Source organism: Streptomyces parvus (genome assembly GCF_014648875.1).
Classification (GTDB): Bacteria; Actinomycetota; Actinomycetes; order Streptomycetales; family Streptomycetaceae; genus Streptomyces; species Streptomyces parvus.
Genome location: NZ_BMRY01000012.1, coordinates 78,670 through 103,037 on the forward strand (window position 1 = coordinate 78,670; position 24,368 = coordinate 103,037).

The 24,368-nt window shown below is 73.0% G+C and carries 24 protein-coding genes; 13 read left to right on the forward strand and 11 right to left on the reverse strand.

Features of this window, described 5'->3' with window-relative positions; all coding sequences use genetic code 11:
• Positions 1-94 precede the first annotated feature (94 nt).
• Positions 95-1,000, forward strand: coding sequence for a Gfo/Idh/MocA family protein (locus tag IE140_RS30035; RefSeq protein WP_093441555.1), 906 nt, complete (start codon positions 95-97; stop codon positions 998-1,000).
• Here the strand turns inward: IE140_RS30035 and lnt are convergent.
• From lnt to IE140_RS30055, 4 genes are all read right to left on the reverse strand, one after another.
• Entirely contained in the window at positions 924-2,636 is a 1,713-nt protein-coding gene (lnt, locus tag IE140_RS30040) for an apolipoprotein N-acyltransferase (protein ID WP_150198181.1), read from the reverse strand. The genes IE140_RS30035 and lnt overlap by 77 nt on opposite strands.
• 128 nt (positions 2,637-2,764) lie before the next feature.
• Positions 2,765-3,256, reverse strand: a complete 492-nt coding sequence (locus IE140_RS30045) for a nuclear transport factor 2 family protein (RefSeq protein WP_093441550.1) — start codon at positions 3,254-3,256, stop codon at positions 2,765-2,767.
• Positions 3,257-3,350: 94 nt separating this feature from the next.
• Positions 3,351-4,220, reverse strand: coding sequence for a universal stress protein (locus IE140_RS30050; RefSeq protein ID WP_150198184.1), 870 nt, complete (start codon positions 4,218-4,220; stop codon positions 3,351-3,353).
• Positions 4,221-4,294: 74 nt separating this feature from the next.
• Entirely contained in the window at positions 4,295-5,308 is a 1,014-nt protein-coding gene (locus tag IE140_RS30055; protein WP_150198186.1) for a ferric reductase-like transmembrane domain-containing protein, read from the reverse strand.
• A gap of 231 nt (positions 5,309-5,539) precedes the next feature.
• Between IE140_RS30055 and IE140_RS30060 the strand changes: the two genes are divergently transcribed.
• Complete coding sequence (locus IE140_RS30060; protein ID WP_150198853.1) at positions 5,540-6,214, forward strand: hypothetical protein; 675 nt, start codon at positions 5,540-5,542, stop codon at positions 6,212-6,214.
• A 319-nt stretch (positions 6,215-6,533) separates the two neighbouring features.
• The gene (locus tag IE140_RS30065) at positions 6,534-7,163 is read left to right on the forward strand and encodes a sigma-70 family RNA polymerase sigma factor (RefSeq protein WP_189460873.1); all 630 of its coding nucleotides are present in this window, start codon (positions 6,534-6,536) and stop codon (positions 7,161-7,163) included.
• A 126-nt stretch (positions 7,164-7,289) separates the two neighbouring features.
• Here IE140_RS30065 and IE140_RS30070 read toward each other — a convergent pair whose 3' ends face one another.
• The gene (locus IE140_RS30070; protein WP_150195452.1) at positions 7,290-8,366 is read right to left on the reverse strand and encodes a pyridoxal-phosphate dependent enzyme; all 1,077 of its coding nucleotides are present in this window, start codon (positions 8,364-8,366) and stop codon (positions 7,290-7,292) included.
• Positions 8,363-8,689: a hypothetical protein gene (locus tag IE140_RS30075; RefSeq protein WP_229826952.1), complete on the reverse strand. Its 327-nt coding sequence runs from the start codon at positions 8,687-8,689 to the stop codon at positions 8,363-8,365. Before IE140_RS30075 ends, IE140_RS30070 begins: the two co-directional genes overlap by 4 nt.
• Before the next feature lie 411 nt (positions 8,690-9,100).
• On the opposite strand from IE140_RS30075, the gene IE140_RS30080 reads away from it, so the two are divergent.
• Complete coding sequence (locus IE140_RS30080; RefSeq protein WP_150195450.1) at positions 9,101-13,288, forward strand: bifunctional nitrate reductase/sulfite reductase flavoprotein subunit alpha; 4,188 nt, start codon at positions 9,101-9,103, stop codon at positions 13,286-13,288.
• A 28-nt stretch (positions 13,289-13,316) separates the two neighbouring features.
• Positions 13,317-13,883, forward strand: coding sequence for an AAA family ATPase (locus tag IE140_RS30085; RefSeq protein ID WP_150195447.1), 567 nt, complete (start codon positions 13,317-13,319; stop codon positions 13,881-13,883).
• A gap of 119 nt (positions 13,884-14,002) precedes the next feature.
• Here the strand turns inward: IE140_RS30085 and IE140_RS30090 are convergent, their stop codons facing one another.
• The 3 genes from IE140_RS30090 to IE140_RS30100 all read right to left on the reverse strand — a co-directional run bounded on the left by IE140_RS30090 (position 14,003) and on the right by IE140_RS30100 (position 16,527).
• Complete coding sequence (locus tag IE140_RS30090) at positions 14,003-14,590, reverse strand: DUF4352 domain-containing protein (RefSeq protein WP_150195445.1); 588 nt, start codon at positions 14,588-14,590, stop codon at positions 14,003-14,005.
• 172 nt (positions 14,591-14,762) lie between these two features.
• Positions 14,763-15,635 (reverse strand): undecaprenyl-diphosphate phosphatase, encoded by an 873-nt coding sequence (locus IE140_RS30095; protein WP_150195443.1) that lies wholly within the window; start codon positions 15,633-15,635, stop codon positions 14,763-14,765.
• Between the two features lie 169 nt (positions 15,636-15,804).
• Positions 15,805-16,527, reverse strand: coding sequence for a TVP38/TMEM64 family protein (locus tag IE140_RS30100; RefSeq protein ID WP_032778538.1), 723 nt, complete (start codon positions 16,525-16,527; stop codon positions 15,805-15,807).
• Positions 16,528-16,576: 49 nt separating this feature from the next.
• On the opposite strand from IE140_RS30100, the gene IE140_RS30105 reads away from it, so the two are divergent.
• From IE140_RS30105 to IE140_RS30120, 4 genes are all read left to right on the forward strand, one after another.
• Positions 16,577-17,302, forward strand: coding sequence for a DNA alkylation repair protein (locus IE140_RS30105; protein ID WP_150195441.1), 726 nt, complete (start codon positions 16,577-16,579; stop codon positions 17,300-17,302).
• A 68-nt stretch (positions 17,303-17,370) separates the two neighbouring features.
• A complete protein-coding gene (locus tag IE140_RS30110) occupies positions 17,371-17,535 on the forward strand; it encodes a hypothetical protein (protein ID WP_167533503.1) in 165 nt (54 codons plus the stop codon).
• A 100-nt stretch (positions 17,536-17,635) separates the two neighbouring features.
• The gene (tuf, locus tag IE140_RS30115; RefSeq protein WP_006122947.1) at positions 17,636-18,811 is read left to right on the forward strand and encodes an elongation factor Tu; all 1,176 of its coding nucleotides are present in this window, start codon (positions 17,636-17,638) and stop codon (positions 18,809-18,811) included.
• A gap of 63 nt (positions 18,812-18,874) precedes the next feature.
• A complete protein-coding gene (locus IE140_RS30120) occupies positions 18,875-19,720 on the forward strand; it encodes a spermidine synthase (protein ID WP_093437016.1) in 846 nt (281 codons plus the stop codon).
• Positions 19,721-19,777: 57 nt separating this feature from the next.
• Here the strand turns inward: IE140_RS30120 and IE140_RS30125 are convergent, their stop codons facing one another.
• A complete protein-coding gene (locus IE140_RS30125) occupies positions 19,778-20,875 on the reverse strand; it encodes a DUF8017 domain-containing protein (protein ID WP_093437013.1) in 1,098 nt (365 codons plus the stop codon).
• A gap of 121 nt (positions 20,876-20,996) precedes the next feature.
• Between IE140_RS30125 and IE140_RS30130 the strand changes: the two genes are divergently transcribed.
• Positions 20,997-21,434, forward strand: coding sequence for a DUF4442 domain-containing protein (locus IE140_RS30130; RefSeq protein ID WP_006122944.1), 438 nt, complete (start codon positions 20,997-20,999; stop codon positions 21,432-21,434).
• 111 nt (positions 21,435-21,545) lie between these two features.
• Here the strand turns inward: IE140_RS30130 and IE140_RS30135 are convergent, their stop codons facing one another.
• Complete coding sequence (locus IE140_RS30135; protein WP_032765873.1) at positions 21,546-22,076, reverse strand: gamma carbonic anhydrase family protein; 531 nt, start codon at positions 22,074-22,076, stop codon at positions 21,546-21,548.
• 160 nt (positions 22,077-22,236) lie between these two features.
• Here IE140_RS30135 and IE140_RS30140 point away from each other — a divergent pair, with 160 nt between their 5' ends.
• From IE140_RS30140 to IE140_RS30150, 3 genes are all read left to right on the forward strand, one after another.
• On the forward strand, positions 22,237-22,995 hold the full coding sequence (locus IE140_RS30140; protein WP_150195439.1) for an acyltransferase: 759 nt from the start codon (positions 22,237-22,239) through the stop codon (positions 22,993-22,995).
• Between the two features lie 125 nt (positions 22,996-23,120).
• Positions 23,121-23,693: a helix-turn-helix domain-containing protein gene (locus IE140_RS30145; RefSeq protein WP_075267463.1), complete on the forward strand. Its 573-nt coding sequence runs from the start codon at positions 23,121-23,123 to the stop codon at positions 23,691-23,693.
• 88 nt (positions 23,694-23,781) lie between these two features.
• Positions 23,782-24,336, forward strand: a complete 555-nt coding sequence (locus IE140_RS30150) for a YbaK/EbsC family protein (protein ID WP_032778545.1) — start codon at positions 23,782-23,784, stop codon at positions 24,334-24,336.
• Positions 24,337-24,368 lie beyond the last annotated feature (32 nt).

Genomic DNA, 24,368 nt, shown 5'->3' on the forward strand with positions numbered 1-24,368 from the left:
GGACCGGCAGCCGGGCCCAGGGCGGCCGCGACGTATGCTGCCGGGGCGCGAACAGCCGCGCACAGCGGCCCGGCACGGTGACAGGGAGACCCTCGTGAAGATCGGTTGCATCGGACTCGGCGATATCGCGCAGAAGGCGTACCTGCCGGTGCTCACCGCCGTACCGGGGGTCGAACCGCACCTGCAGACCCGCACCCCCGCCACCCTCCAGGCGGTCGGTGACGCCCACCGCGTTCCGGCCGAAGGCCGTCACGAGACCCTGGACTCCCTTCTCGACGCGGGGCTGGACGCGGCGTTCGTGCACGCCCCGACCGCCGTGCACCCGCAGATCGTGGAACGGCTCCTCGACGCCGGCGTCGCCACCTATGTCGACAAGCCGATCGCCTACGAGTACGCCGAGTCCGAGCGGCTGGTGAACCTCGCCGAGGAGCGCGGTGTCAGCCTCGCCGTCGGTTTCAACCGCCGTTTCGCCCCGGGCTACGCACAGTGCGCGGAGCACCCGCGCGAGCTGATCCTCATGCAGAAGAACCGCGTCGGGCTGCCCGAGGACCCCCGGACGATGATCCTCGACGACTTCATCCACGTCGTCGACACCTTGCGCTTCCTGGCCCCGGGCACTGTCGACCACACCACCGTGCGGGCCCGGATCGTGGACGGCCTGATGCACCACGTGGTGCTCCAGCTGTCCGGCGACGGATTCACCGCGATCGGCATGATGAACCGGCTGAACGGATCGACCGAGGAGATCCTCGAAGTCTCCGGCCAGGACACCAAGCGCCAGGTCCTCAACCTCGCGGACATCGTCGACCACAAGGGCCAGCCCTCGGTGCGGCGGCGCGGCGACTGGGTCCCCGTGGCCCGGCAGCGCGGCATCGAGGCCTGTGTGCACGCCTTCCTGGACGCCGTACGCCGGGGCGAGACGCTCAGCGCCCGGGACGCCCTGGCGACCCATGAGCTGTGCGAGCGGGTGGTCCGGGAGGCCGTGGAGCAGGCCGCCTGAGCGCCCGCAGCCCCTCGACCGCGCACAGCGCGGCGAGCGCCGCGAACGCCCCGTACACCGGCCAGTCGCCGAACCGGCCGTAGAGCGTCTCCCCACGGGCCAGCGGCAGGTCGAACACCTCCGCCGCGCTCGCGTCCGTGCCGAGCGGGTGACCCACCCGCTCGCCCCGGGGCCCGTACGCCGCACTGATCCCGGTGAGCGTGGCGTGGACCGTCGGGCGGCCGTTCTCGGCGGCCCGCAGCGCCCCCAGCGACGCGTGCTGGGCCGGGGCCCAGCTCTCCTGGAACGTCGAGGTGGCGGACTGGGCCACGAGCACCTGCGCACCGTCGCGCACCAGCCTGCGGCTCATGTCGGGGAACGCCGTCTCGAAGCAGACCAGCGGGCCGATCCGCAGCCCCCGTGCCCCGTCCGGCAGGGTCATCACCACCTGCCGGTCGCCGCGCAGCCGGTCCTCGCCCGCCGCCCTGCCCACGGAGGTCGCCCACCCCAGCAGGGAGCGGGCCGGGACGTACTCACCGAACGGGACCAGACGCATCTTGTCGTAGCGGTCCCCGGTCGGCCCGCCGGGACCGACGAGCACCGCAGACTTGAAGATCCCCGACCGCCCCGAACCGTCCGTCTGCCGGGCGTCCACATTGACCAGCAGATCCGCGCCGACCAGCCGGGACAGCTCCGCCAGCCGCCGCGCGGTCTCCGGGTTCTCCCACGCCCCCGCCCCGATGCTGCTCTCGCCCCACACCACCAGGTCCACGCCCCGGCCCGCCAGCGAACGGGTCAGCTCCTCGCCCCGGTCGAGACGGCGCTCGACGCTCCCCGGGCCCTCCACGATCCCCGGCTGCACGACGGCGATCCTGACCGTGCCCGCGCTCGTGGGCCGGGGCGCCCAGGCCCACATCGCGGTCACGGACAGGGCGCACACCAGGAGCGCGACCCCGACGGCCGTACGGGCGGCGGGAGCGGCGATCAGCAGAGCCACACCGGTGTTCACCGCCAGCACCAGCAGGCTCACCAGCCACACCCCGCCCACCGAGGCGACCCGCAGGGCGGGGGAGACCTCCCACTGACTCGCGCCCAGGAGCCCCCAGGGCCCGCCGAGCCCCTCCCAGGACCGGACCAGCTCGATCAGCAGCCACCCGGAGGGCACGAGGACCACGGCGGCCACGGCACGCCGCGCCGAGGGGGAGCCGCCGAGCAGCCGGGACACCAGCAGGCCCCAGGGTGCCCAGAGCAGCCCGAGCAGGGCGGCCAGCAGCACGATGAAGACATGGAGGCTCGGCATCAGCCAGTGGTGCACGGCGATGACGAACCCGATCCCGCCGATCCACCCGTCCAGCGCCGCCCGGCGCGGCGAGCGCGCCGTGCGGATCAGCAACAGCCAGGGGACCAGCGCCACATAGGCGAACCACCAGAGTCCGGGCGCGGGAAAGGTGAGCGCGGGCAGCGCCCCGGCGAGCAGAAGCGCGGCGGCCCGGGTCCAGGGGGACGCGAGCCGTCCGGCGCCGGTGAAGTCCGGGCCGCCTGCCGCGGACCCGCCGCCGGAGGCGCCGCCGTCAGGCGGGCGTCCTGCGGATGCGCCGCTTCCGGAGGGGTCGGCCGCGTTCCGGCCGACCGGGAGACGCCCGCCCCGGATTCGCATGCCGTGCCCTCCTCGGTCCTGCGCGGGCGGGCGATCGCCCCGCCGCGTCGACCCCTGGATACCCAGTGTGGGGGAGGTGATCCCCGCAGGACACAGGACGCGGACCGAGCGGGGCACGGCGGACGGTTCTACGGGGCCCGGCGCCACTTCTCGTGGACGGTGACCGCGCGGATCAGCCAGCCCGCCTCGGCGCGGTCCAGCGCGAAGGTGTAGCGGCCGCCGGTGACGAAGTCGGGCGTGGCGGTGCCCGACCGCCCGGGAGGGCTCCCGTCCGAACCGCTCGCCGCCTGACGGGCCAGGCACATCGGATTGAGGTAGTCGGCCCGCACCTCGGCCCGGTCGCCCGTGTAGCCGCCCAGGTCCTCCAGGTCGATCCGGCGGTTGACGATCAGATGCTGGCGCACGGGGAAGAGGCGCATCGTCTCCTCCAGCCACCGTGCGACCTCCACGGCCGGGCCCTCCACGCCGCCCGCCCCCCGGTAGTCCGCGCGGCCGTCCGGGGTGAACAGGGCGCCGTAGTCCGCCCAGGCCCCGTCGTCGACGGCCACCGCGTACCCGGTGATCACCGCATCGATGGCAAGCCGGTCCATTACGGTCGCGAGCGCCACACGCTGTGTCATCGGTCAAGTCTCGGTCAAGCCGCCTGCCGGGCCAAGAGGCCTGCGCCTACCCGACGCGCGGACGATCCCCCGGCGCGCGCCGGGGGAATCAGTCTCAGCACGGGACGACGGCCACCGGTCCCAGCGCGTGCGTGACCGCCGTCTGCGCCACCGGGGACAGCCCGAGCCCGAGCGACTCGCCGCCCTTGCGGCGGCCGATCACCGTCAGGGCCGCCGTCGCCGACGCGGTCACCAGGGTGCGCGAGGCGGAACCGTTGACCGGCTCCCGGACGATCTCCACCTGCGGATACTTCTCGTGCCAGCCGGAGGTCAGCTCGGCGAGCGTCCGGGCGGCGGACCCCGCGGCCTCCTGCCGGTCGAGGACGGGGCCGCCCGCGAGCATCGAGGAGAACATCGTCCAGCCGTGGACGATCCGCAGCCGGGCGCCCGGCCGGGAGGCCGCGGTGGCGAAGGCGAACTCCAGGACCGCATCACTGCTCTCGTCGGCGGCCACCCCCGCCACGATGTCGGTGAAGGCGTCCGCGTCCGCGCCCCGGTCGTCGGTCCCCTCGGGGCGGTCGTCCTGCACCACGACGACGGGGCAGCCCGCCATCGACGCGGTGGCGAGGCTGTTGGAACCGATCATCAGCGAGCGGAAGCCGCCGAGTCCGCGCGATCCGACCACGATCATCGAGGCGTCCCGGCCGAGCGAGACCAGGGCCGCCGACGGGAAGTCCAGCGGGGCCAGCGTGGAGGGCCGCAGCTCCGGGGCGATGAGCGCGCTCCGGCGTGCGGACTCGGCCAGCAGTGCCTCGGCCTCGCGCCGCCCGGTCTCCTCGTCGACCTGCCGGGTGAGCGGGCGGACGTGGACGATCAGCAGCGGCAGTCCGCGCCGCACGGCTTCGCGGGTGGCCCAGTCCAGCGCCTGCCGGCTGTGCGTGGAACCGTCGACTGCGGCGATCACGGGAAGATCGTTGGTGGTCATGCCCCCGAGCGTACGTCGCGGGCCGACGGCGCTCGTACGGGGCGGCGGACGGCCGCTCGGTCGTGTCAGCGGGGTCAGTCGTGGTTGTGGGTGGAGGAGGTGTCCTCCGGGGGCACGCTGCGCCCACCGTCCCTGCCGCTGGCCACGACGGCGACCAGGGCCACCAGGACCGCCGCCACCGCGAGCCGGCCGCCCAGCCGCAGCGCCCACCCCGTACGGGCCCCGGCACTCGCCCCGGGGCTGCCGGACAGCTTCTCGGAGCGACGGGCGGGCCGCAGGAGCCGCAGGAGCAGCAGGGCGGCGATCGGGAGCTGGAGCAGCCAGACGCCGGTGCGGAACCAGCCGTCGTACCAGACGTTGGTCCCGTACAGCAGGGTGTGCCAGACGCTGAGGACGTACACGACGATCACGCAGCGGTGCAGGACCCGCCAGGTCTTGGGGCCGATGCGGTGGCGTACGTAGAAGAGCAGGCCGAGCGGGATCGCGAGGTAGAGCGCCGCCTGGCCGACGGGGATGGCGATCCGCCCGGTCCCGGAGTCGTAGCCGCCGGGGACGAAGACTTCCACGAAGGCGGTGGCCACCGCGGAGTTCCAGGCTGCCGTGTCGAACCGGATCAGTTCGGCCCCGAAGAACAGCGCGTGGGCCGCGATCAGGGCGATGGTGTTGAGACTGGTGGTGCGGTGCAGGCGTTCCAGCCGGGGGCCCGACAGCGGCAGGCGGGAGGGGCGCGGCCCGGACAGCAGCAGCCCGAGGATGACCGTGCCCCACGCCCAGAGCAGGGCGGACCAGCCGAACGCCTGGCTGAGGAAGTACAGCCAGAAGGCGTCCGCGTCGGCCATGAACGGCATCACGGTGACCGTGGAGGAGGTCTCGTTCCGGATGCGTATGTAGAGCAGGACGAAGACCGCCGCGGTGATGACGAGTGCCGCCAGCCCGTCGGGCCACGAGGCCCGGAGGTCGGAGCGGAGTGTCGGCCGTCTCGGCTCTCCCGACCGCCGGGGTCCGGGGACCTGAGGGCCGTCGGATGTGGTGCTTCCGGGCGTCTCGGCGGCCGCTCCCGGTCCGGGGGCGGGGTGCGGGTTCGTCATGCGGCCTCTCCGGGGCGGGGGGGTGGGGGTGGCGGATGCTGCGGCCCCGGGCCACGAGGCGTACGCAGACGCGTTGTTGGAGCAGTCGGGTGAAGGGAGGAGAAAGTTCCCGGCCGTGTAATGTGATATGGATCACGCGGTGGTGCCGGTGGGCAAACGAGGTGAACTCCCGTTGTTTCGGCATCTGGTGCTCTTCTCGCCGGGGTGGGTACGGCTGGCACCATGACTGCCATGGGAGCCGGAACCGCACTCCGACTCGGACGCACCGCGCTGTTCGCGGTCGTGTGCGTCGCCGTGTCCGGACTCGGCCACGCGCTGATGTCCGGCGCGCCCCTGCCCCTGCTCGTCCAGGCCGCGGCCCTGCTGCCGGCGTGCGGGGCGGGATGGTGGCTCGCCGCACGGGAGCGGAGCGCTCCGGCGACCGTCGCCGCCCATGTCCTGGGCCAGTTGGGGCTGCACGCCTTCTTCTCCGGCGCCGGAGGCTGGCTGCCGTCCGGCGCCGGCGGGCACCACGCGGGCGGCGGGCATCACGCGTCGGGTGCCATGGACCACTCCGCCCACGAGGTCCCGATCGGCGGCTCGTCGGACCTGATGGGGCTTCTGGCCGCCTTCGACGGCACGGTGTTCACCCTCGGCATGGCCGCCGCCCACGCGCTGGCCGGGCTGGTCTGCGGCTGGTGGCTGTGGCGCGGCGAGGTCGCCCTCGCCCGGCTGGGCCGCTGCCTGGTGCTGTTCGTCCGCGCCCCGCTGCGGACCGCCTGGCGGCTGTGGGCCGCGACGCCGCCCGCCCCGGTGCCGCCCGCCCGGCGGCGCACCCGACGCGGGGCCGGCCGCCGCCCCCAGGACCTTCTCGCCCTGCACACCCTCTCCCGGCGCGGTCCGCCGCTCTCCCTCCGCTTCCTCTGACCTCCATCCGCCCTCCGGCCTCTGTGCGCCGGAGGCGACACGGGTGTGCGCCCTCGCGCGCACCCGTGACAGGCATGCCGGTTCCCCGGGGCCGCCCCCAGAGGCGTGTCCGGAACGGAACCGGTCACCGGAGCCGGGCGACCGCTGCCCCGGCTCCGCAAGGACGCGAAGGACTGCTGTGACACTTCCTGCTCCCGCACTGCCGACCGCCGTGCAACCCGCCGCCGTGCCCCTGACCGCCGTATCACCGCCCGCCGCCGTATCACCGGCTGCCGCGCCACCCGCCCGGCCCACTGTTACCCGGCCGCCGGTCCTCCGGGTGTCCGCCACCCGTCCTCCCCACCCCCGGGTCCCCGCCTCCCGGAAGAACGACGGGCAGATCACCGACTGGGCCCTGGCCGCGGGCGGCGGAGACCGGGAGGCCGCCGACCGGTTCGTCCGGGCGACCTACGAGGACGTCCGCCGGTTCGTCGCCTACCTCAGCTCCGACGCCCCGGGCGCCGACGACCTGGCCCAGGAGACCTACCTGCGGGCGATGAGCGGACTGGCCCGGTTCGCGGGGCGGTCCTGCGCCCGGACCTGGCTGATGTCGATCGCGCGGCGCGTCGTCATCGACCGGCACCGGGCGGCCGCCGTACGCCCCCGGACCGCCGACTGGCAGACCGCCGCGGAGCGCGCCCAGCCCCGCCACCTGCCCGGGTTCGAGGAGTCCGCGGCGGTGCTGGACGCCCTGCGCCGACTGGACCCGGGCCGCCGCCAGGCCTTCGTCCTCACCCAACTCCTGGGCGCGTCCTACGAGGAGGCCGCGGCCCTCGCCGGCTGCCCGATCGGTACGGTCCGCTCCCGCGTGGCGCGCGCCCGCCGCGAACTCGCCGGACAGTGGCGCGCGGAACCGGCCGACCCGGCCGGCCTCGTCCGCGCGGGCCAGGGGGTGTCCGGCGGATCCTGACCGGGTCCACGGTGTCCGGTGCCTCCCCTGCTCGGCTTCGCTCGTCGAGCAGGGGAGGCACCGTCCCTCGCGGCGTTGCCGAAACGCCCTGATCACGCCGCGATGAGGACGTTCCAGCGCCTGGCGCTAGGAGGCGCCGCCCTCCGCGGTCCTGGCGGCCTCCGGCGCGGCGCGCCCGGCCCACTCCATCACCGACCACGGCGGCCGCAGTTCGTCCGGCGAGACGATGGTCCGGGGCCGCAGCCCGGCCGGGTCCAGAGCCTCGGCGTGCCGGGCGAACACCCGGTCCGCGTACCGGTGTCCGGTGTCGGCGCCCAGCACCAGATGCAGCCGCCCGGGATCGCGGGCCGCCTCCCAGGAGGCCGTGAGGTGGGCCGCTCCGGTGGAGAGACCCGCGAACACCGCGTGCTGCCGGAGCAGTCCGACCGCCCCGGCCATGGCATGGCGGAAGTCCAGCCAGTGGACCGTGTCGTACAGCTCGTGGCGGACGTTGCCGAACGGGATCGAGCTGCCGATGCCCGCGATGATCGCCTCCGGGTCCTCGAACCGCTCGCTCCCGAAGGTCACACTGCCGAACGGCTGGATGCCCACCAGCCGCACCGACCGCCCCGACTCCCGCAGCGCACGCGCCAGTCCACCGGTCGACGCACCCGTGCCCACCGCGCCGACCACGGTCAGCGGGCCCTCCGGCAGTGCCCCGGTCAGCAGCTCCGCGAACTCCCGGTAGCCCTCGTGGTGCACCCCGTCGTGGTACTGCCGCATCCAGTGGAAGTCGGGCCGCTCGGCCAGCAGCCGGCGCACATGGCGTACGCGCAGCTCCTGGTCCAGGCGCAGGCTCTGCGAGGGCGGCATCGCGTCGACCGTCGCGCCGAGGATCTCCAACTGCGCCCGCATGGTGGCGTCCACGGTGGTGGAGGCGACGATGTGGCAGCGCAGTCCGTAGCGGTGGCAGGCCATGGCGAGGGCCAGCGCGTAGATGCCGCTGGAGCTGTCGACCAGGGTCTGCCCGGGCACCACCCGGCCCCGGCGCAGCAGCGAGCGGACCGCGCCGAGCGCCGCGTACACCTTCATCGTCTCGAAACGGGCGAGGACCACGTCGTCGGTCAGCCGGATCAGGTCCGGGGTCTTCACCGCGTCGGTGATGTGGTCGTGGACCGTGGTGGCGGGGGTGTTGCGCGGACGGGCGTCCGCCCCGGCCCTCACTTGCGCCGCCCGCGCACGACGAGCCGGCCCCGGCTGCCGAGGACGGTGTCGCGCTGTACGACGTGGGCGCCGTCGGACAGGTCGACCGCCTTCGGCCGCCCGAGCCGGCCCGTCGGCACCTCCTCGCCCATCCCGTCCACCAGGAGCCGCCCGCCAGGCGCGAGGCTCTCGTGGGCGTCACGCGGCACCTGGACTCCGGTGCCGGGCGGGAAGTCCGGCAGCCGGGATGACGCGACCAGGGCGGCGGCGGACTCGGCCCGTTCCGGTGGGAACATCGTCGCGGCGAAAGCGGACCAGAGCGCGTCGTCCTCGTACCAGTGCATGCCTCGCGGTCTCCTCCCGGGCCCCGGGCCCCGTGGGTGTACTGCGGCGGTCACCCCGGCGGCCGTCCCCTCGTACCGGCCGCCGCCTTCATCACCGGGAGGGTCATCCGCACCCGGCGTCTCACCAGTAGTCGGCCGCCCCGGCCGGGAAGTTCCCGGGTGCGTACCGGCCGGGGCCGGGGTCCCCCGTCGGGCCCCCGGACGCGGACCCGGCGGTCACAGAGCATCGCGAGGTGGCACAGATGGTCACGGGCGAAGCCTCACCGGCGCTTCCCGGCCGGTGTGCAGGCGACGTAACCGGTGTTGTTCGCCCGGTGTCATCCCTGGGTAACGGGCCTTTCCTAGATTCGGGAGCGACCGCCGCCCGTCCCGCGTCCCTCCGGGAACGCCCGCCCCCGAAGGGCCTCGCACATGACCGTGCCGACCCCGCCGCCGGACGCCCCCGCCACCGACCGGGTGCGTACGGTCTGCTCGTACTGCGGTGTCGGCTGCGGGATCGTCCTCGACATCGCCGCCGGGCCCGACGGCCGCCGCACCGTCGTGAAGGCGTCCGGCGACAAGGAGCACCCGTCGAACGCCGGACGGCTGTGCACCAAGGGCGCGACCGGGGCGGACCTCCTCGCCGCCCCCGGCCGGCTGACCACCGCCCTGGCCCGCGCCGACCGCAGCGAGCAGCCCGCCCCGCTCGGCCGCGACGCGGCCATCGCGGAGACCGCGCGCCGGCTGCGGTCCGTGCTGGACACCCACGGCCCCGACGCGGTGGCCCTCTACGTCTCCGGCCAGATGACGCTGGAGGCGCAGTACCTCGCCAACAAGCTGGCCAAGGGGTTCCTGCGCACCAACACCATCGAGTCGAACTCCCGGCTCTGCATGGCGAGCGCGGGCAGCGGCTACAAGCTGTCCCTCGGCGCGGACGGCCCGCCCGGTTCCTACGAGGACTTCGCCCACGCCGACGTCTTCCTCGTCACCGGCGCCAACATGGCCGACTGCCACCCGATCCTCTTCCTGCGCATGATGGAGCGCGTCAAGGCGGGCGCGAAGCTGATCGTCGTCGACCCCCGGCGCAACGCCACCGCCGCCAAGGCGGACCTGTACCTCCGGATCCGGCCCGGTACCGACCTGGCCCTCCTCAACGGCCTGCTGCACCTCCTCGTCGAGAACGGGCACACCGACCCCGCGTTCATCGCCGAGCACACCGAGGGCTGGGAGCGGATGCCCGCCTTCCTCCGCGACTACCCGCCCGCCGCGGTCGCGGAGATCACCGGCATCCCCGAGGACGACATCCGGCAGGCGGCCCGCTGGATCGGCGAGGCGGGCGAGTGGATGAGCTGCTGGACGATGGGGCTCAACCAGTCCACCCACGGCACCTGGAACACCAACGCGCTGATCAACCTGCACCTGGCGACCGGCGCGATCTGCCGCCCCGGCAGCGGACCGTTCTCGCTCACCGGCCAGCCCAACGCCATGGGCGGCCGCGAGATGGGCTACATGGGCCCCGGGCTGCCCGGCCAGCGGTCGGTCCTGTCCGACGAGGACCGCGCCTTCACCGAGGAGCTGTGGGGCGTCCCGCCCGGCACCCTGCGCGCGGACGGCTCGGGCAGCGGCACGGTCGACATGTTCCGGCGCATGGCCGAGGGGGAGATCAAGGCCTGCTGGATCATCTGCACCAACCCGGTCGCCTCGGTCGCCAACCGCCGGACCGTCATCGAGGGCCTGGAAGCCGCCGAATTCGTCGTCACCCAGGACGTGTTCGCCGACACCGAGACCAACGCGTACGCCGATGTCGTCCTGCCCGCCGCCCTGTGGGCCGAGTCCGAGGGCGTGATGATCAACTCGGAGCGCACCCTCACCCTCTCCCGCCGCGCCACCGACCCGCCCGGCGAGGCGTGGCCGGACTGGCGGATCATCGCGGAGGTCGCCTGCGCCCTGGGGTACGAGGACGCCTTCGGCTACACGAGCGCCGAGGAGATCTTCGCCGAGATCACCCGGGCCTGGAACCCGCACACCGGCTACGACCTGCGCGGTGTGACGTACGAGCGACTGCGCGAGACGCCCGTCCAGTGGCCGAGCGCGGACGCCGAAGGACCCGCCCGCAATCCCGTGCGCTACCTCAACAACGGCGTCAGCCAGGAGCTGACCGTACGGCCCGACGGAACGGTCCCGAGGCTCGCCTTCCCCCTGCCCGGCGGGCGGGCCGTCTTCCACGCCCGCCCGCACCTGCCGCCGGCCGAAATGCCCGATGAGGACTTCCCTTTCGTGCTCAACACCGGGCGGCTCCAGCACCAGTGGCACACCCTCACCAAGACGGCGAAGATCACCAGACTGAACCGGCTGGACCCGGCGCCCTTCGTGGAGATCCACCCCGACGACGCGGGCGCCCTGGGACTGGCCGAGGGCGACGGCGTCGAGGTCGCCTCGCGGCGCGGGCGTGCGGTGCTCCCGGCCCGGATCACCGACCGGGTCGCGGCGGGGGAGTGCTTCGCGCCGTTCCACTGGAACGACCTGTTCGGCGAGTACCTCGGTGTGAACGCGGTGACGAACGACGCGGTCGACCCGATCTCGTTCCAGCCGGAGCTGAAGGTGTGCGCGGTCCGGCTGGCGAAGGTCGCGGCCCCGGCGGTGCGCCTCGCTCCCGCCACGGCGGACCGGATGAGACTGGTGGACCCCGCGGGGCCGGCGGACCTGACGGGGCTGGCGGGTGCCCTGGGTCTGCCGGAGGCCGCCCCGCCGGTCCTGACGGACGCGGAACGCCGCTATCTGGCCGGATTCCTGGCGGGCCTCGGCGCCCGCCCGGCGGGCACCCCGGTGCTTCCGGCAGGAGCCCCCTTCGCCCCGGACCACGCCCTGTGGGTCAACGGAATGCTGGCCGGCGCCTACTCCCGGCTCCCGGAGCCGCCGGAGCCCGGGACCGCGCCCGCACCACCGGAGAGCGCCCCGGAGGAACAGGTCGGCCGCCCCGTCGTCGTGCTGTGGGCCTCGCAGACCGGCAACGCGGAGGAGGTCGCCGCGACGGCCGCCCGGACGCTGGCCGACGAGGGGTACCGCACCACGCTCCTCGGCATGGACGACGGCACGCCCGACGCCCTGCCGAGCCCGGCCGACCTCCTCGTCGTCACCAGCACCTTCGGCGACGGCGACGCCCCCGACAACGGTTCCGGCTTCTGGGAGTCGCTGAACGCCCCCGAAACCCCGCGCCTGGAAGGCATCCGCTACGCCGTACTCGCGCTCGGCGACTCCACGTACGACGACTTCTGCGGCCACGGCCGCCGCCTGGACGAACGCTTCGGCGAACTGGGCGCGGAACGGCTGATCCCGCGCACCGACTGCGAACCGGAGTACGAGCAGCCCTTCGGCCAGTGGCTCAAGGAGGTCCGGGCGGCGCTGGAGGCGACGGCACCGGAAGGAACCACGGGGTGGGAAGCCGCACCGCCAACGAGGCCGTCGGCGTCACCGGACGGGAAGCAGCCCGCCCGTCCCTCCAGGGCCGAGCCCGTGACCGGCCTCCTCACCGGGAACCGCCTCCTGAGCCTGCCCGGCGCGACGAAGGAGGTCCGCGCGTTCACGATCGACACGCGGCACGCCGACACCCCCCTGACCTACACGGCCGGGGACGCCCTCGGCGTACGGCCGCTCAACTGCCCGGACCTGGTGGCCGAGTGGCTCGCCGTCACCGGGCTCGACCCGGCGGCCGAGGTGGACATCGACGGGCACGGCCCGGTCGCGCTGGGGACGGCGCTGCACCGCCACCTCGACATCACCCGCATCACCCCGGACCTGCTGCGCCTGGTCGCCGACCACACGGGGGACCGGTCCCTGAAGAAGCTGCTCCGCCCCGACAACAAGGGCGAGCGGGACCGGTGGATATGGGGGCGGCAGGCCGTCGACGTGCTGGCCGAGCACCCGGTGCGGGCCACGGCCGCCACATGGGCCGAGGTGCTGGGACCGCTGCGCCCGCGGCTGTACTCCATAGCCTCCAGCCCCCTTGAGGACCCTCACCGGATGCGCCTCACGGTCTCCGTGATCCGTTACGAGAGCGACCTCGGCCGGATGCGTAAGGGCGTCGCCTCCACGTTCCTCGCGGACGCCGAACCGGACAGCCCCGTCCCGGTGTTCGTCCAGCGCAACGACCGCTTCCGCCCGCCCGCCGACCCGGCCACTCCGATGATCATGGTCGGTCCCGGTACGGGAGTCGCCCCGTTCCTGGGCTTCCTGGAGGAGCGCCGCGCGCTCGGCCACTCCGGCGCCAACTGGCTGTTCTTCGGCGAGCAGCACCGCGCCACGGACTTCTACTACCGCGAGGAGCTCGACGCGATGAGCCGCTCGGGCACCCTCACCCGCCTGGACACCGCCTTCTCCCGCGACCAGCGGGCCAAGGTCTACGTCCAGGACCGGATGCGCGAGCACGGGGCCCAGCTCTGGTCCTGGCTCCGCGACGGCGCCCACCTCTACGTCTGCGGCGACGCCTCCCGCATGGCCAAGGACGTCGACCGGGCGCTGCGTGACATCGCCGTCGCCCACGGGGGACTCGAACCCGACGCCGCGGCCGCCCAGGTCAAGCAGCTAGCCTCGGACCGCAGATACGTACGGGACGTGTACTGAGGGACCGTCCGACCGAGGGAGTACGGGAATGGCCTGGGCGGAAGTACCGGTGGACACCGCGGAACCGGCGGCGGGCGCGGTCCTCCTGACCGGCATCCCCGGCAGCGGCAAGAGCACGGTGGCCGCGGCGCTCGCCGCCCGGTTCGCCGCCTCCGCCCACATCGAGGTGGACGCTCTCCAGGAACTCATCGTCTCCGGCGGCCGATGGCCCTCGCCCGACCGGGACGAGGAGGCGGACCGCCAGATCTTCCTCCGGGCCCGCAACGCCTGCCTGCTGGCGGACAGTTTCATCGCCGCGGGCTTTCTCCCGGTCATCGACGACGTCGTCGTACGCCGCGCCCACCTCGACTTCTACCGCACCACGCTCACCGGCGGACCGCTGCACCGCGTCGTCCTGGCCCCGGGCGCGGCGAAGGCCCGGGAACGCAATCTGGCCCGGGACAAGACGCTCACGACGGACTGGTCGTTCCTGGAGACGGCGATGCGCGACGAACTGGCCGAGGAGAACATCTGGATCGACAGCGCGGAACTGACGGTGGCCGAAACGGTCGACGCGGTCCTGTCCGCCACCGGCCTGACGCCCACGGGCCCCTGACCCCACGGGCATTGTCAGACCCCCGCCGTACGGTGGGACCATCTATCCGCGCTGCTGGCTGCTGCGCTGCTGGATCGCCCCGCCCGGCTGCTCCCGGGCGGGGTGCACCTTCTTCTGGGTCAGGAGACGTCGCCGCGGACGCTGTCGCCGAGGAGCCCATCGGTGTACGTCACGTACTTGGCGTCGAACGTGCCCTTGGCGGTGACGGTTCCGGTGGCGTTCTCGCCGGGGGAGAGCGTCATGGCGTCCAGCTGGTCTTCGTCGACGCCGAGTTCGACGGTGTGCTTGCTGCCGTCGGTGTCGGTGATGGTGACGTACAGCGGGTTGACCTCGATGTCGCTCTTGCTGTTGTTCGTGATGGTGACCTGGACGCTGGTGTAGTCGTCGCCCTGGGCGAGGACGCTCTTCTTGAACGCGACGGCCTTCGCAGTGACGGTCACGGGAGCCTTCTCGGCCGACTCCTCTTCCTTGGGCTCGTCCTTCTTGGCTTCCCCCTGGGTGGCCGACGGCTTCGTGGTCGACGATTCGTTGCCGTCGTCTCCGCCACTGGCGACCATGGCGATGACGGCGATGAGGACGATCAGGCCGACGATCCCGAGGCACCCGAACCCGATGATCCTTCCGGTCTTCCTCTTCCGCGGCGGGGGCGGCTGCTGCCCCCATCCGGGCTGCTGCGGCTGACCGGGCTGCGGCTGCTGGTACGTCATACGTCCCCCTTGTGCGGTTCGTGGAGGCATGACCGTAGCGACCCGTGGGCAACTGGAGAGGCTGGTTGTCCGGTTGGTGACGGATATGTGACCGAAAGATGGAGGAAGCGTGGATCGTCCGTTCTGTTCTCGAACTGAACGCCGACTTCCGGTGCCCCGGTCGGCGACCGGATCAGCCCGCCGACTCGCCCGCGTGCGGGCTCAGCGCGCCCGACCAGACCAGCGCGAAGATGAGGATGCCGAGCAGGATGCGGTAGATGACGAAGGGCATGAAGCTCTTGGTGGTGATGAACTTCATGAACCACGCGATGACGGCGTAGCCGACGAAGAAGGCCACCAGGGTCGCGAAGATCGTCGGGCCCCAGGAGACATGCCCCTCGCCCACGTCCTTCAGTTCGTACGCGCCCGAGGCCAGCACCGCGGGGATCGCCAGCAGGAACGAGTAGCGGGCGGCCGATTCCCGGGTGTAGCCCATCAGCAGGCCGCCGCTGATCGTCGCGCCCGAGCGGGAGACGCCGGGGATCAGCGCCATCGCCTGGCAGAACCCGTAGACGAGGCCGTCCTTGACGCCCAGGTCCTTGAGCGTCTTGCGCTCCTTCACCACCCGGTGCTTGCCGCCCGTCTCGTCGCGCGCGGCCAGCCGGTCGGCGACGCCGAGCACGATGCCCATGACGATCAGCGTCGTCGCGATCAGCCGCAGATCGCGGAACGGGCCCTCGATCTGGTCCTTGAGGGTGAGGCCCAGCACGCCGATGGGGATCGAGCCGACGATGACCAGCCAGCCCATCTGGGCGTCGTGGTCGCTGCGCATCGCACGGTCCGTCAGGGAACGGAACCAGGCCGACAGGATGCGCGCGATGTCCTTGCGGAAGTAGATGAGCACCGCCGTCTCGGTGCCGATCTGGGTGATCGCGGTGAACGCCGCCCCGGGGTCGTGCCAGCCGGCGAACGCGGCCGTCAGCCGCAGATGCGCGCTGGAGGAGATCGGCAGGAACTCGGTGAGTCCCTGAACAAGTCCCAGGACGAATGATTCGAACCAGCTCATGGGGCTTAGGCCATCCCGGAGGTGATCGTGCATCGGCCACGGGCGGCTGGGCCCGTCGGCGGCGTGCAAAGTGCGGAGTGCGGTCAAGGACTTCGAGGTCGCGGGCAGCGTATCGCCTGAAAGTGAACGTCAGGCCGACTGCACTGGTCATCCACGTGCCGCCGGACGCTCAGTCCTTCGGCGTGTCGCGGCCCAGCCGGTGGCGTCTGCGCCAGGCCACCAGCGCCCCGCCGAGACCGGACAGCACGATGAAGCCCATGGCGGCCAGGAACACCGGCGAGGTCGGCGACGCGGCCTCGCTGCCGGCTATCACGTACGCCGCCGTGTTCGGGATCGACCCGAGACCGGTGGCCAGCAGGAACGGCGGAGCGCCCATCCGGGAGGTCGCCGCGCAGTAGTTGGCGGCGGCGAACGGCACCCCGGGAAAGAGCCGCAGCGCCAGCACCGACCGGAAGCCGTGCCGGCTCAGCACCCCGTCCGCCGCGGTGAGCAGCCTCCCGCGCAGCAGGGTCCGCAACGCGTCCTGCCCCAGCACCCGGCCCAGCATGAACGACACGCCCGCACCCAGCACCGTGCCCGCCAGCGCCGCCGCCAGACCCGTCTGGGCGCCGAACAACGCGCCCGCGGCGATGTTCAGCAGCGGCCGCGGCACGAACGCCACCGTCAGCGCCCCGTACGCGAGGCCGAAGACCATCGCCGCCGCGCCCCCGGTCAGCTCGGGCGGCCAGCCCGACGCCAGCAGCCGCTGTGGTTCGAACAGCAGCATCGTCGACGCGGCCCCGAGCAGGACGACGACGAGCAGCGAGAGGCGGGACCACGGAGACAGCAGCGCCCGGGAGAGGCGCGGTGCCGGACCGGAGGCGGGCCGGACAGCGGGGACGGGGTCGAACATTCGGGGAGAGTAACCGAAAAGGATGTGTGATCGCCGTAATGTGCGTCGCGTGAACCCCGCCGCCGACGCCCCTGCCGACGCTCCCGACCCGCCGGCCAGCGCCCTCGCCGACACCGTCCTGGAGCGGCTCGTCGCCGTCTACGCCCCCGCCGCCGACCCCGTACGGGCCGAGGGGGCCGCCGCGTACATGAAGCACGTCGCACCCTTCCTCGGGATCCCCACCCCCGAGCGCCGGGCCCTGTCACGAACCGTGCTGGCGGGCACCGGGCGGCCGGACGAGCGGGACTGCACGGCGATCGCACTGCGCTGCTGGCGGCTGCCCGAGCGCGAGTACCACTACTTCGCCGTCGACTATCTGCGCCGCCACGCGGGTCGCTGCACCTCCGGCTTCCTGCCCGTCCTGCACCACCTGGTGACCACCGTCCCCTGGTGGGACACGGTCGACCTGCTCGCCGCGCATGTCGCGGGCCCCCTGGTCGCCGCCGACCCGGCGCTCGTCCGGGAGATGGACCGGTGGATCGACGACCCCAGCCTCTGGGCCGCCAGGACCGCCCTTCTCCACCAGCTGCGCTACAAGGAAGCCACCGACGCCGACCGGCTGTTCGGCTACTGCCTGCGCCGCGCGGACCACCCCGACTTCTTCATCCGCAAGGCGATCGGCTGGGCCCTGCGCGAGTACGCCAAGACCGACCCCGCCGCCGTACGCGACTTCGTCGAGGGCGCGCGGACCCGGCTGTCGCCGCTCTCCGTACGCGAGGCGCTCAAGAACCTCTGAGCCCCAACACCCCGTGGGAGTCGGAAAACCATTCGACGCGGCCGCCGCGCCCGGCCATGATCAGGGGCATGTTCCGGTACGCCTTCCACGCAGCGCCGTCCGCAGTCGCGGACGCGCCGAAGGCTGCCGTGAACGACGCGGTCGCCGAGGCACTCGCCCCGACCGCAGCCGCGGCAGCAGTCGCCGCGGCGTTCGCCGTTGCCGCAGCTCCCATCGGCGGCGCCCGAAGCTGACCCTCCCCCGACAGTCCGGCGGACCCCGCAAGGGGAGGGTCGGCGGGGCCCTGGGGTCTTCATCTTTTCTCAGCTTCGAGTGCTTCAGAAGGAACGAGCCATGTCCAAGACGGCTTACGTGCGCACCAAGCCGCACCTCAACATCGGCACCATGGGCCACGTCGACCACGGCAAGACCACCCTCACCGCCGCCATCACCAAGGTCCTCAGCGAGCGCGGCGGCAGCTCCACCTCCTACGTGTCCTTCGACCGGATCGACCGGGCCCCCGAGGAGGCCCAGCGCGGCATCACCATCAACATCGCGCACGTCGAGTACGAGACCGACACCCGCCACTACGCGCACGTCGACATGCCCGGCCACGCCGACTACATCAAGAACATGGTCACCGGAGCGGCGCAGCTCGACGGGGCGATCCTCGTCGTCTCCGCGCTCGACGGGATCATGCCGCAGACCGCCGAGCACGTCCTGCTGGCCCGTCAAGTGGGCGTCGACCACATCGTCGTCGCCCTCAACAAGGCCGACGCGGGCGACCCCGAGCTGACCGACCTGGTCGAGCTGGAGGTCCGTGAGCTGCTCTCCGCGCACGGGTACGGCGGCGACACCGTCCCCGTGGTCCGGGTCTCCGGGCTCAAGGCCCTGGAGGGCGACCCGCGGTGGACGGCGGCGATCGAAGGACTGCTGGACGCCGTCGACACGTACGTACCGATGCCGGTGCGCTACACCGACGCCCCGTTCCTGCTGTCCGTCGAGAACGTCCTGACCATCACCGGCCGGGGCACCGTCGTCACCGGCGCCGTCGAGCGCGGCACCGTCCGCGTCGGCGACAGGGTCCAGGTGCTGGGCGCGGAGGTCGAGACGGTCGTCACCGGCCTGGAGACCTTCGGCAAGCCGATGGAGTCCGCCGAGGCCGGGGACAACGTCGCGCTGCTGCTGCGCGGGGTGGAGCGGGACCGGGTCCGGCGCGGTCATGTCGTGGCCGCGCCCGGCAGCGTCACGCCCAGCCGCCGGTTCACCGCGCAGGTGTACGTGCTGTCGGCGAAGGAGGGCGGCCGGACCACCCCGGTCGCCACCGGCTACCGGCCGCAGTTCTACATCCGTACGGCGGACGTCGTCGGCGACGTCGACCTCGGCGAGGCGGCGGTCGCGCGCCCCGGCGACACGGTCACCATGACCGTGGAGCTGGGCCGTGACGTGCCGCTGGAGTCCGGCCTCGGCTTCGCGATCCGCGAGGGCGGCCGCACGGTCGGCGCGGGAACGGTCACCGAGCTGCTCTGATACCGCCCGCCGCCCGCCACCCCTCGGTTCGGGGTGGCGGGCGGCGGCGGCGACAATGGAGAGGTGAACGAGCCGATACCCGTCATCCGCGAGGTCGACTGCGGCACCGCCCGGCTGCTGCCCGACGTGGACCGCGACCGGGCCTGGCTGCTCACGGTCGACGACGCGCCCCAGTCCTACGTCGACCTCGACGATCCGTCCCACCTGGAGTTCGAGTACGTGCGGCGGCTCGCCCACGTCGTGGACGGCGCGGCGGAGCCGGGTGCGCCCCTGGACGTCCTGCATCTGGGCGGTGGCGCGCTGACCCTGCCCCGCTACGTGGCCGCGACCCGCCCCGGCTCACGGCAGGACGTGGTCGACGCGGACCGGGGGCTGCTGGGGCTGGTCCGGGAGCATCTGCCGCTGCCCGACGAGTGCGGCATCACCCTGCACGCGGCCGACGCCAGGGCGTGGCTGGAAGCGGCCGCCCCCGCGTCCGTCGACCTTCTGATCGCGGACGTCTTCGGCGGCTCCCGGGTTCCGGCGCACCTCACGTCCGTCGAGTACGCGCGGGCGGCCGGGCGGGCCCTGCGCGCGGACGGGATCTACGCGGCCAACCTGGCCGACAGCGCGCCGTTCGCCTTCCTCCGCTCGCAGTCGGCGAACTTCGCCGCCGTCTTCCCGGAACTGGCGCTGGTAGGGGAACCCGCGGTGCTGCGCGGCCGGCGTTTCGGCAACGTCGTGCTTCTCGCCTCGTACACGCCCATCGACGTGGATCCGCTCGTCCGCCGCTGCGCCGCGGACGCCTTCCCCGCGCGGGTCACCCACGGTGCCGCGCTGGCCCGGTTCAGCGGCGGGGCCCGCCCGGTGGCGGACGCGGACGCGGTCGCCTCGCCCGAACCGCCCGACGGGGCCTTCAGCGTGGGCTGAGACTCCCGGCGGGCGGGGCGGGGCGGCAGGGTGGTGCGGGAACGCGCTGTGCGGATGTCAGCCGGTGGGCTCACCCGCGAGGCGGACCGTGCTCAGAATCTGCTGGATGGTGGTGTCCGGCAGCTCGTCCTTGACGCCGGTGGCGGCGTAGAGGACCCAGGTGGAGAAGTCGCCCTTGGAGTTCTTGAAGGAGAACGCGATCGACTTCCCGTCGCTGTCGCACTTCTCCTTGTTGGCCAGCTCCAGGGCGGTGGCCTGCGCGACGCTGCCGGAGAGACCCGACTTGGTGGTGAAGGGCTTGGCCTTGCCGATCTTGACCTTGGACTTCGGGTCGAGCTGGGCGTAGGCGGCCCACACCCAGTTGGCGGCCTCGTTCCGGGCTGCCTCGTCGGTGTTCTTGGCGCCCTGGGCGCCCTTCGTCCCGACGCCGGCGAGCCCGGTGTCCTCCTCGCGGCCGTCCCCGTCGGAGTCGTCGACGCACCACTTGCTCTTGTAGTAGGCGGGTGCGGAGAAGCCGGCGACCGGCGACCCGTCCTCCTTCTTGGCGTCCTCGAAGCCGGAGAACATTCCCGAGCTCGCGACCTCCCAGTCACCGGGAACGTCGAACTGCGTGCCCCACTTGGGATTGGTGACGACCTTCCAGCCCGGAATGAGCGGCTTGGGGTCGTTCTCGGAGCCCCGCGGGTTCTCCGCGGGCGGCGCGGAGCCGGTGGCCGTCTCGCTGGGCTTGGCACTCGGCGACGCGGTCTTCTCCTTGCCGGCGACGTTCTTGCTGTCGTCGTCGTCCTTGCCGAGCACGAGGAATCCGGTGACGCCCGCAGCGACCACGACGGCCAGCGCCGCGACGATCGCCACGATCGTCGTCTTCTTCTTGTCGTCGCCGGGCTTCGGCCCGCCGGGCGGACCCGGGACGGCGTACTGCGGCACCGTCGGCTGCTGGTAGGGATTGGGCTGCTGATAGCCCGGCTGCCCGCCGGGCGGCTGGCCCTGCGGGTACCCGTAGCCCGGTTCGGTGGGCTGCCCCGGCTGGCCCTGCGGCGGATATCCCGGTTGCTGATAGGGATTCGGCTGCTGGTACCCCGGCTGCTGGTACGGGTTCTGGTTCTGGTCCTGCGGGTTCTGCTCGCCCCCGGGCGGCTGCGTTCCTGGCCACATGGCCAGTAACCATAGATGGGCCGTGCGCCCACTTCTACGTCAGCCCTGTACCGGAGCCGTCACAAGGGGATGGCCAAACGGTGCTACTGGTGAGTAACCTTCGGGCATGAGCGCTGAACAGATGACCGTGGGCGAGATGCTCGTCGCGACGGTTCCGATGGCCCGGACCCTCAACCTCGAATTCCTGGAGACCACCCCGGAGCGTGCCGTCGTCCGGCTGCCCGACCAGGCGGATTACCACAACCACGTCGGCGGCCCGCACGCCGGAGCGATGTTCACGCTTGCCGAGTCCGCCAGTGGCGCGATCGTCATCGCCGCCTTCGGCGACCAGATGTCGCGGGCCGTGCCGCTCGCCGTGAAGGCCGAGATCGGCTACAAGAAGCTCGCCATGGGCGAGGTCACCGCCACCGCGACCCTCGGCCGCCCGATCGCCGACGTGGTCGCCGAGCTGGACGCCGGACAGCGGCCGGAATTCCCCGTCGCCATCGAGATCACGCGCGCCGACGGCGCGGTCACCGGCGAGATGACCGTCGTGTGGACCCTGCGCCCCAACGGCTGACCACCGCCGTACCCGCGCGAGACGCCGTACGCACATGAGACCGGGCCGCCGCCCTCCTGGAACGGGAGGGCGGCGGCCCGGCCGCTGTTCGTCGGGTGCCGCGGGCGGGCGTCAGCCCTCGTGCGCCGCGCGGTGCGCCTTCGCCAGCTCCACGTACCCCGCCGCGTTGAAGCGGATGCTCTCCAGCTCCTCGGCGGTCAGCGGCCGCTTCACCTTCGCGGGCACCCCCGCGACGAGCGAGCCCGGCGGCACCTGCATCCCCTGCGGGACCAGAGCCTGCGCCGCGACCAGCGAACCCGCGCCGATGTGCGCGCCGTTGAGCACCGTGGCGCCCATCCCGACCAGCACGTCGTCCTCGATCACACAGCCGTGCAGCACGGCGTTGTGGCCGACCGAGACCCGCGCGCCCACGGTGAGCGGGAAACCGGGGTCGGTGTGCACGCTGCAGTTGTCCTGGATGTTGCTGTCGGGCCCGAGCGTGATGGGACCGCAGTCGGCGCGCAGCACGGCCTGGTACCAGACGCTGGAGCCCGGGGCGAGCGTCACCTCACCGATCACCACGGAGGTCGGGGCCACGAACGCGTCCACATCGATGTCCGGCTCCTTGCCGCCCATGCCCGTGATCAACGCCTGCTCCGCCATCGCCTGCTCCTTCGCGCCGGTGTGGTGCTCCTGGGCCCTCTCCACCGGATCAGGCCGACTCTCACGGTAGGCGACGGCCCCCGGCGGGCGCCGCGCAGTGGGGCGAACATCACAGGTCACCGCGGGGATCGCCCACCGCGCCGCCGACTACCGTGAGCGCGTGCCGAAGAACCGAAACACGTTCTCCTTCCTCGCCCGCTGGCCGCGCCGCGCCGCCTCCCGGGCGGTCCACCTCGGCTGGGCCTGGGCACAGCGGGCGGGTGCGGTCACCGCCGAGCACCCCGGGCGCCTGCGGTTCGGCGCGATCGGCGAGGGCACCCGGCTCGCCTTCCCGCAGGGCACCGTGTTCGGGGAGCGGTGGATCGAGCTGGGCGCGCACTGCATCATCGGCGAGCAGGTCACCCTCACCGCCGGGATGATGCCCGACCTGGACCTGGGGCCCGACCCGATCCTCACTCTGGGCGACGGGGTGGTGCTGGGGCGTGGCAGCCATGTGATCGCCGACACGACGGTGACCGTCGGCTCGGACACGTACTGCGGTCCGTACGTCTACATCACCTCGACCAACCACAGCTACGACGACCCGCACGAGCCCGTGGGCAGGCAGTGGCCCCGGATGGAACCGGTGGCGATCGGCCCCGGCTGCTGGATCGGCACCGGCGCGGTGATCCTGCCCGGGGCCCGGCTCGGCCGGAACGTGGTGGTCGCGGCGGGCGCCGTCGTCCGGGGCGAGGTCCCCGACCACGCGGTGGTCGCCGGAGCACCCGCCCGCGTCGTCCGCAGCTGGGACCCGGAGAAGGGCTGGCAGCCGCCGCTGCGCACGCCTGCCCCCGTGCCGATCCCCCAGGGCGTCACGCCCGAGCAGCTGCTGGCCCTCGCCGAGCTGGACGAGGTGCGGGAAACCCCGTCAACCCCGTAGGTCCCGTGTGGCGCCGCCACGGTCCGGTGGACGGGGGAGTGCGGCGGGGGGAAAGTGCACCGTACGGCAGTCGGCAGTGCAATATTCTTGACCGCGTTCTCGATCATCCACCGCAGGGACGGTACGTGTCCGACCTCGACCAGCTCACCCAGTCGCTGGCCCGCAACCTCAAGCGCTGGCGGGGCGAGCGCGGCTTCACCCTGGACGCCCTCGCGGCCCGCGCCGGAGTCAGCCGGGGAATGATCATCCAGATCGAGCAGGCGCGGACGAACCCGAGCGTCGGCACCACGGTGAAGCTGGCCGACGCGCTCGGCGTCGCCATCACCACCCTCCTCGACCACGAGCAGGGGCCCCAGGTCCGGCTGGTCCCGGAGAGCCGGGCCGTCCGTATGTGGTCGACCGAGGCGGGCAGCTCCACCACGCTGCTGGTAGGAGCGGAGGCCCGCGGCCCGCTCGAACTGTGGACCTGCCGCCTGATGCCCGGGGAGGGCACCACGTCCGACCCGCACCCCGAGGGCACCGTCGAACTCCTCCACGTCACCGAGGGCGAACTGACCCTCCAGGTCGACGGTCTCGACCATGCCGTCCCCGCCGGGACCTCCGCCACCTTCGAGGCGCACGTGCCGCACGGCTACCGCAACGAGGGCGGCGAACCGACGGTCTTCACCATGGCCGTCGCCATCCCGCCCGTCCGCTGAGACGCCTCCGCTGAGACGCCTTCGCCGGAACGCCCGTTCGCCGAGACGCCAGGCCAGCCCTGCCCCCGACGCTGTTAGCGTGAGCGCCATGCGCGCACCCATCGGCACCTTCGAGGACGCCGCTCCCGCTGCGGAACGGCTCGACCTGCTCCCCGCCCCCGTCGTCGCGGCGCTGACCGCGGGCTGGGGCGAGTTCACCGCCGAGCAGCTCGTCCACGTCGACAGCGACCCGGCCGTCGCCGACACCGCCGTCTTCGCCGAGCACCACGGCGTCGAACTCCTCGACACCTCGGCCAACTGCGTCGTCGTGGCGGGCAAGCGCGGCCAGGACGTCACCCTCGCCGCCTGCGTGGTGCTCTCCCGCACCCGGGTCGACGTCAACGGCGCGGTCCGCAAGCACCTCGGCGCCCGCAAGGCCTCCTTCGCCCCGATGGACACGGCGGTCGGCGAGAGCGGCATGGAGTACGGCGGCATCACCCCGATCGGCCTGCCCGCCGCCTGGCCCCTCCTGCTGGACCCCGCCGTCGTGGACGAGGAATGGGTCCTGATCGGCAGCGGCAGCCGGCGCGGCAAGCTCATCGTCCCCGGCAAGGCGCTCGCCGCCCTCCCGGGTGCGGTCGTCGTCGAGGGCCTCGGCGTCTGAGCCGCTCGAACGGCCGGAGGGGACGGCCGGGG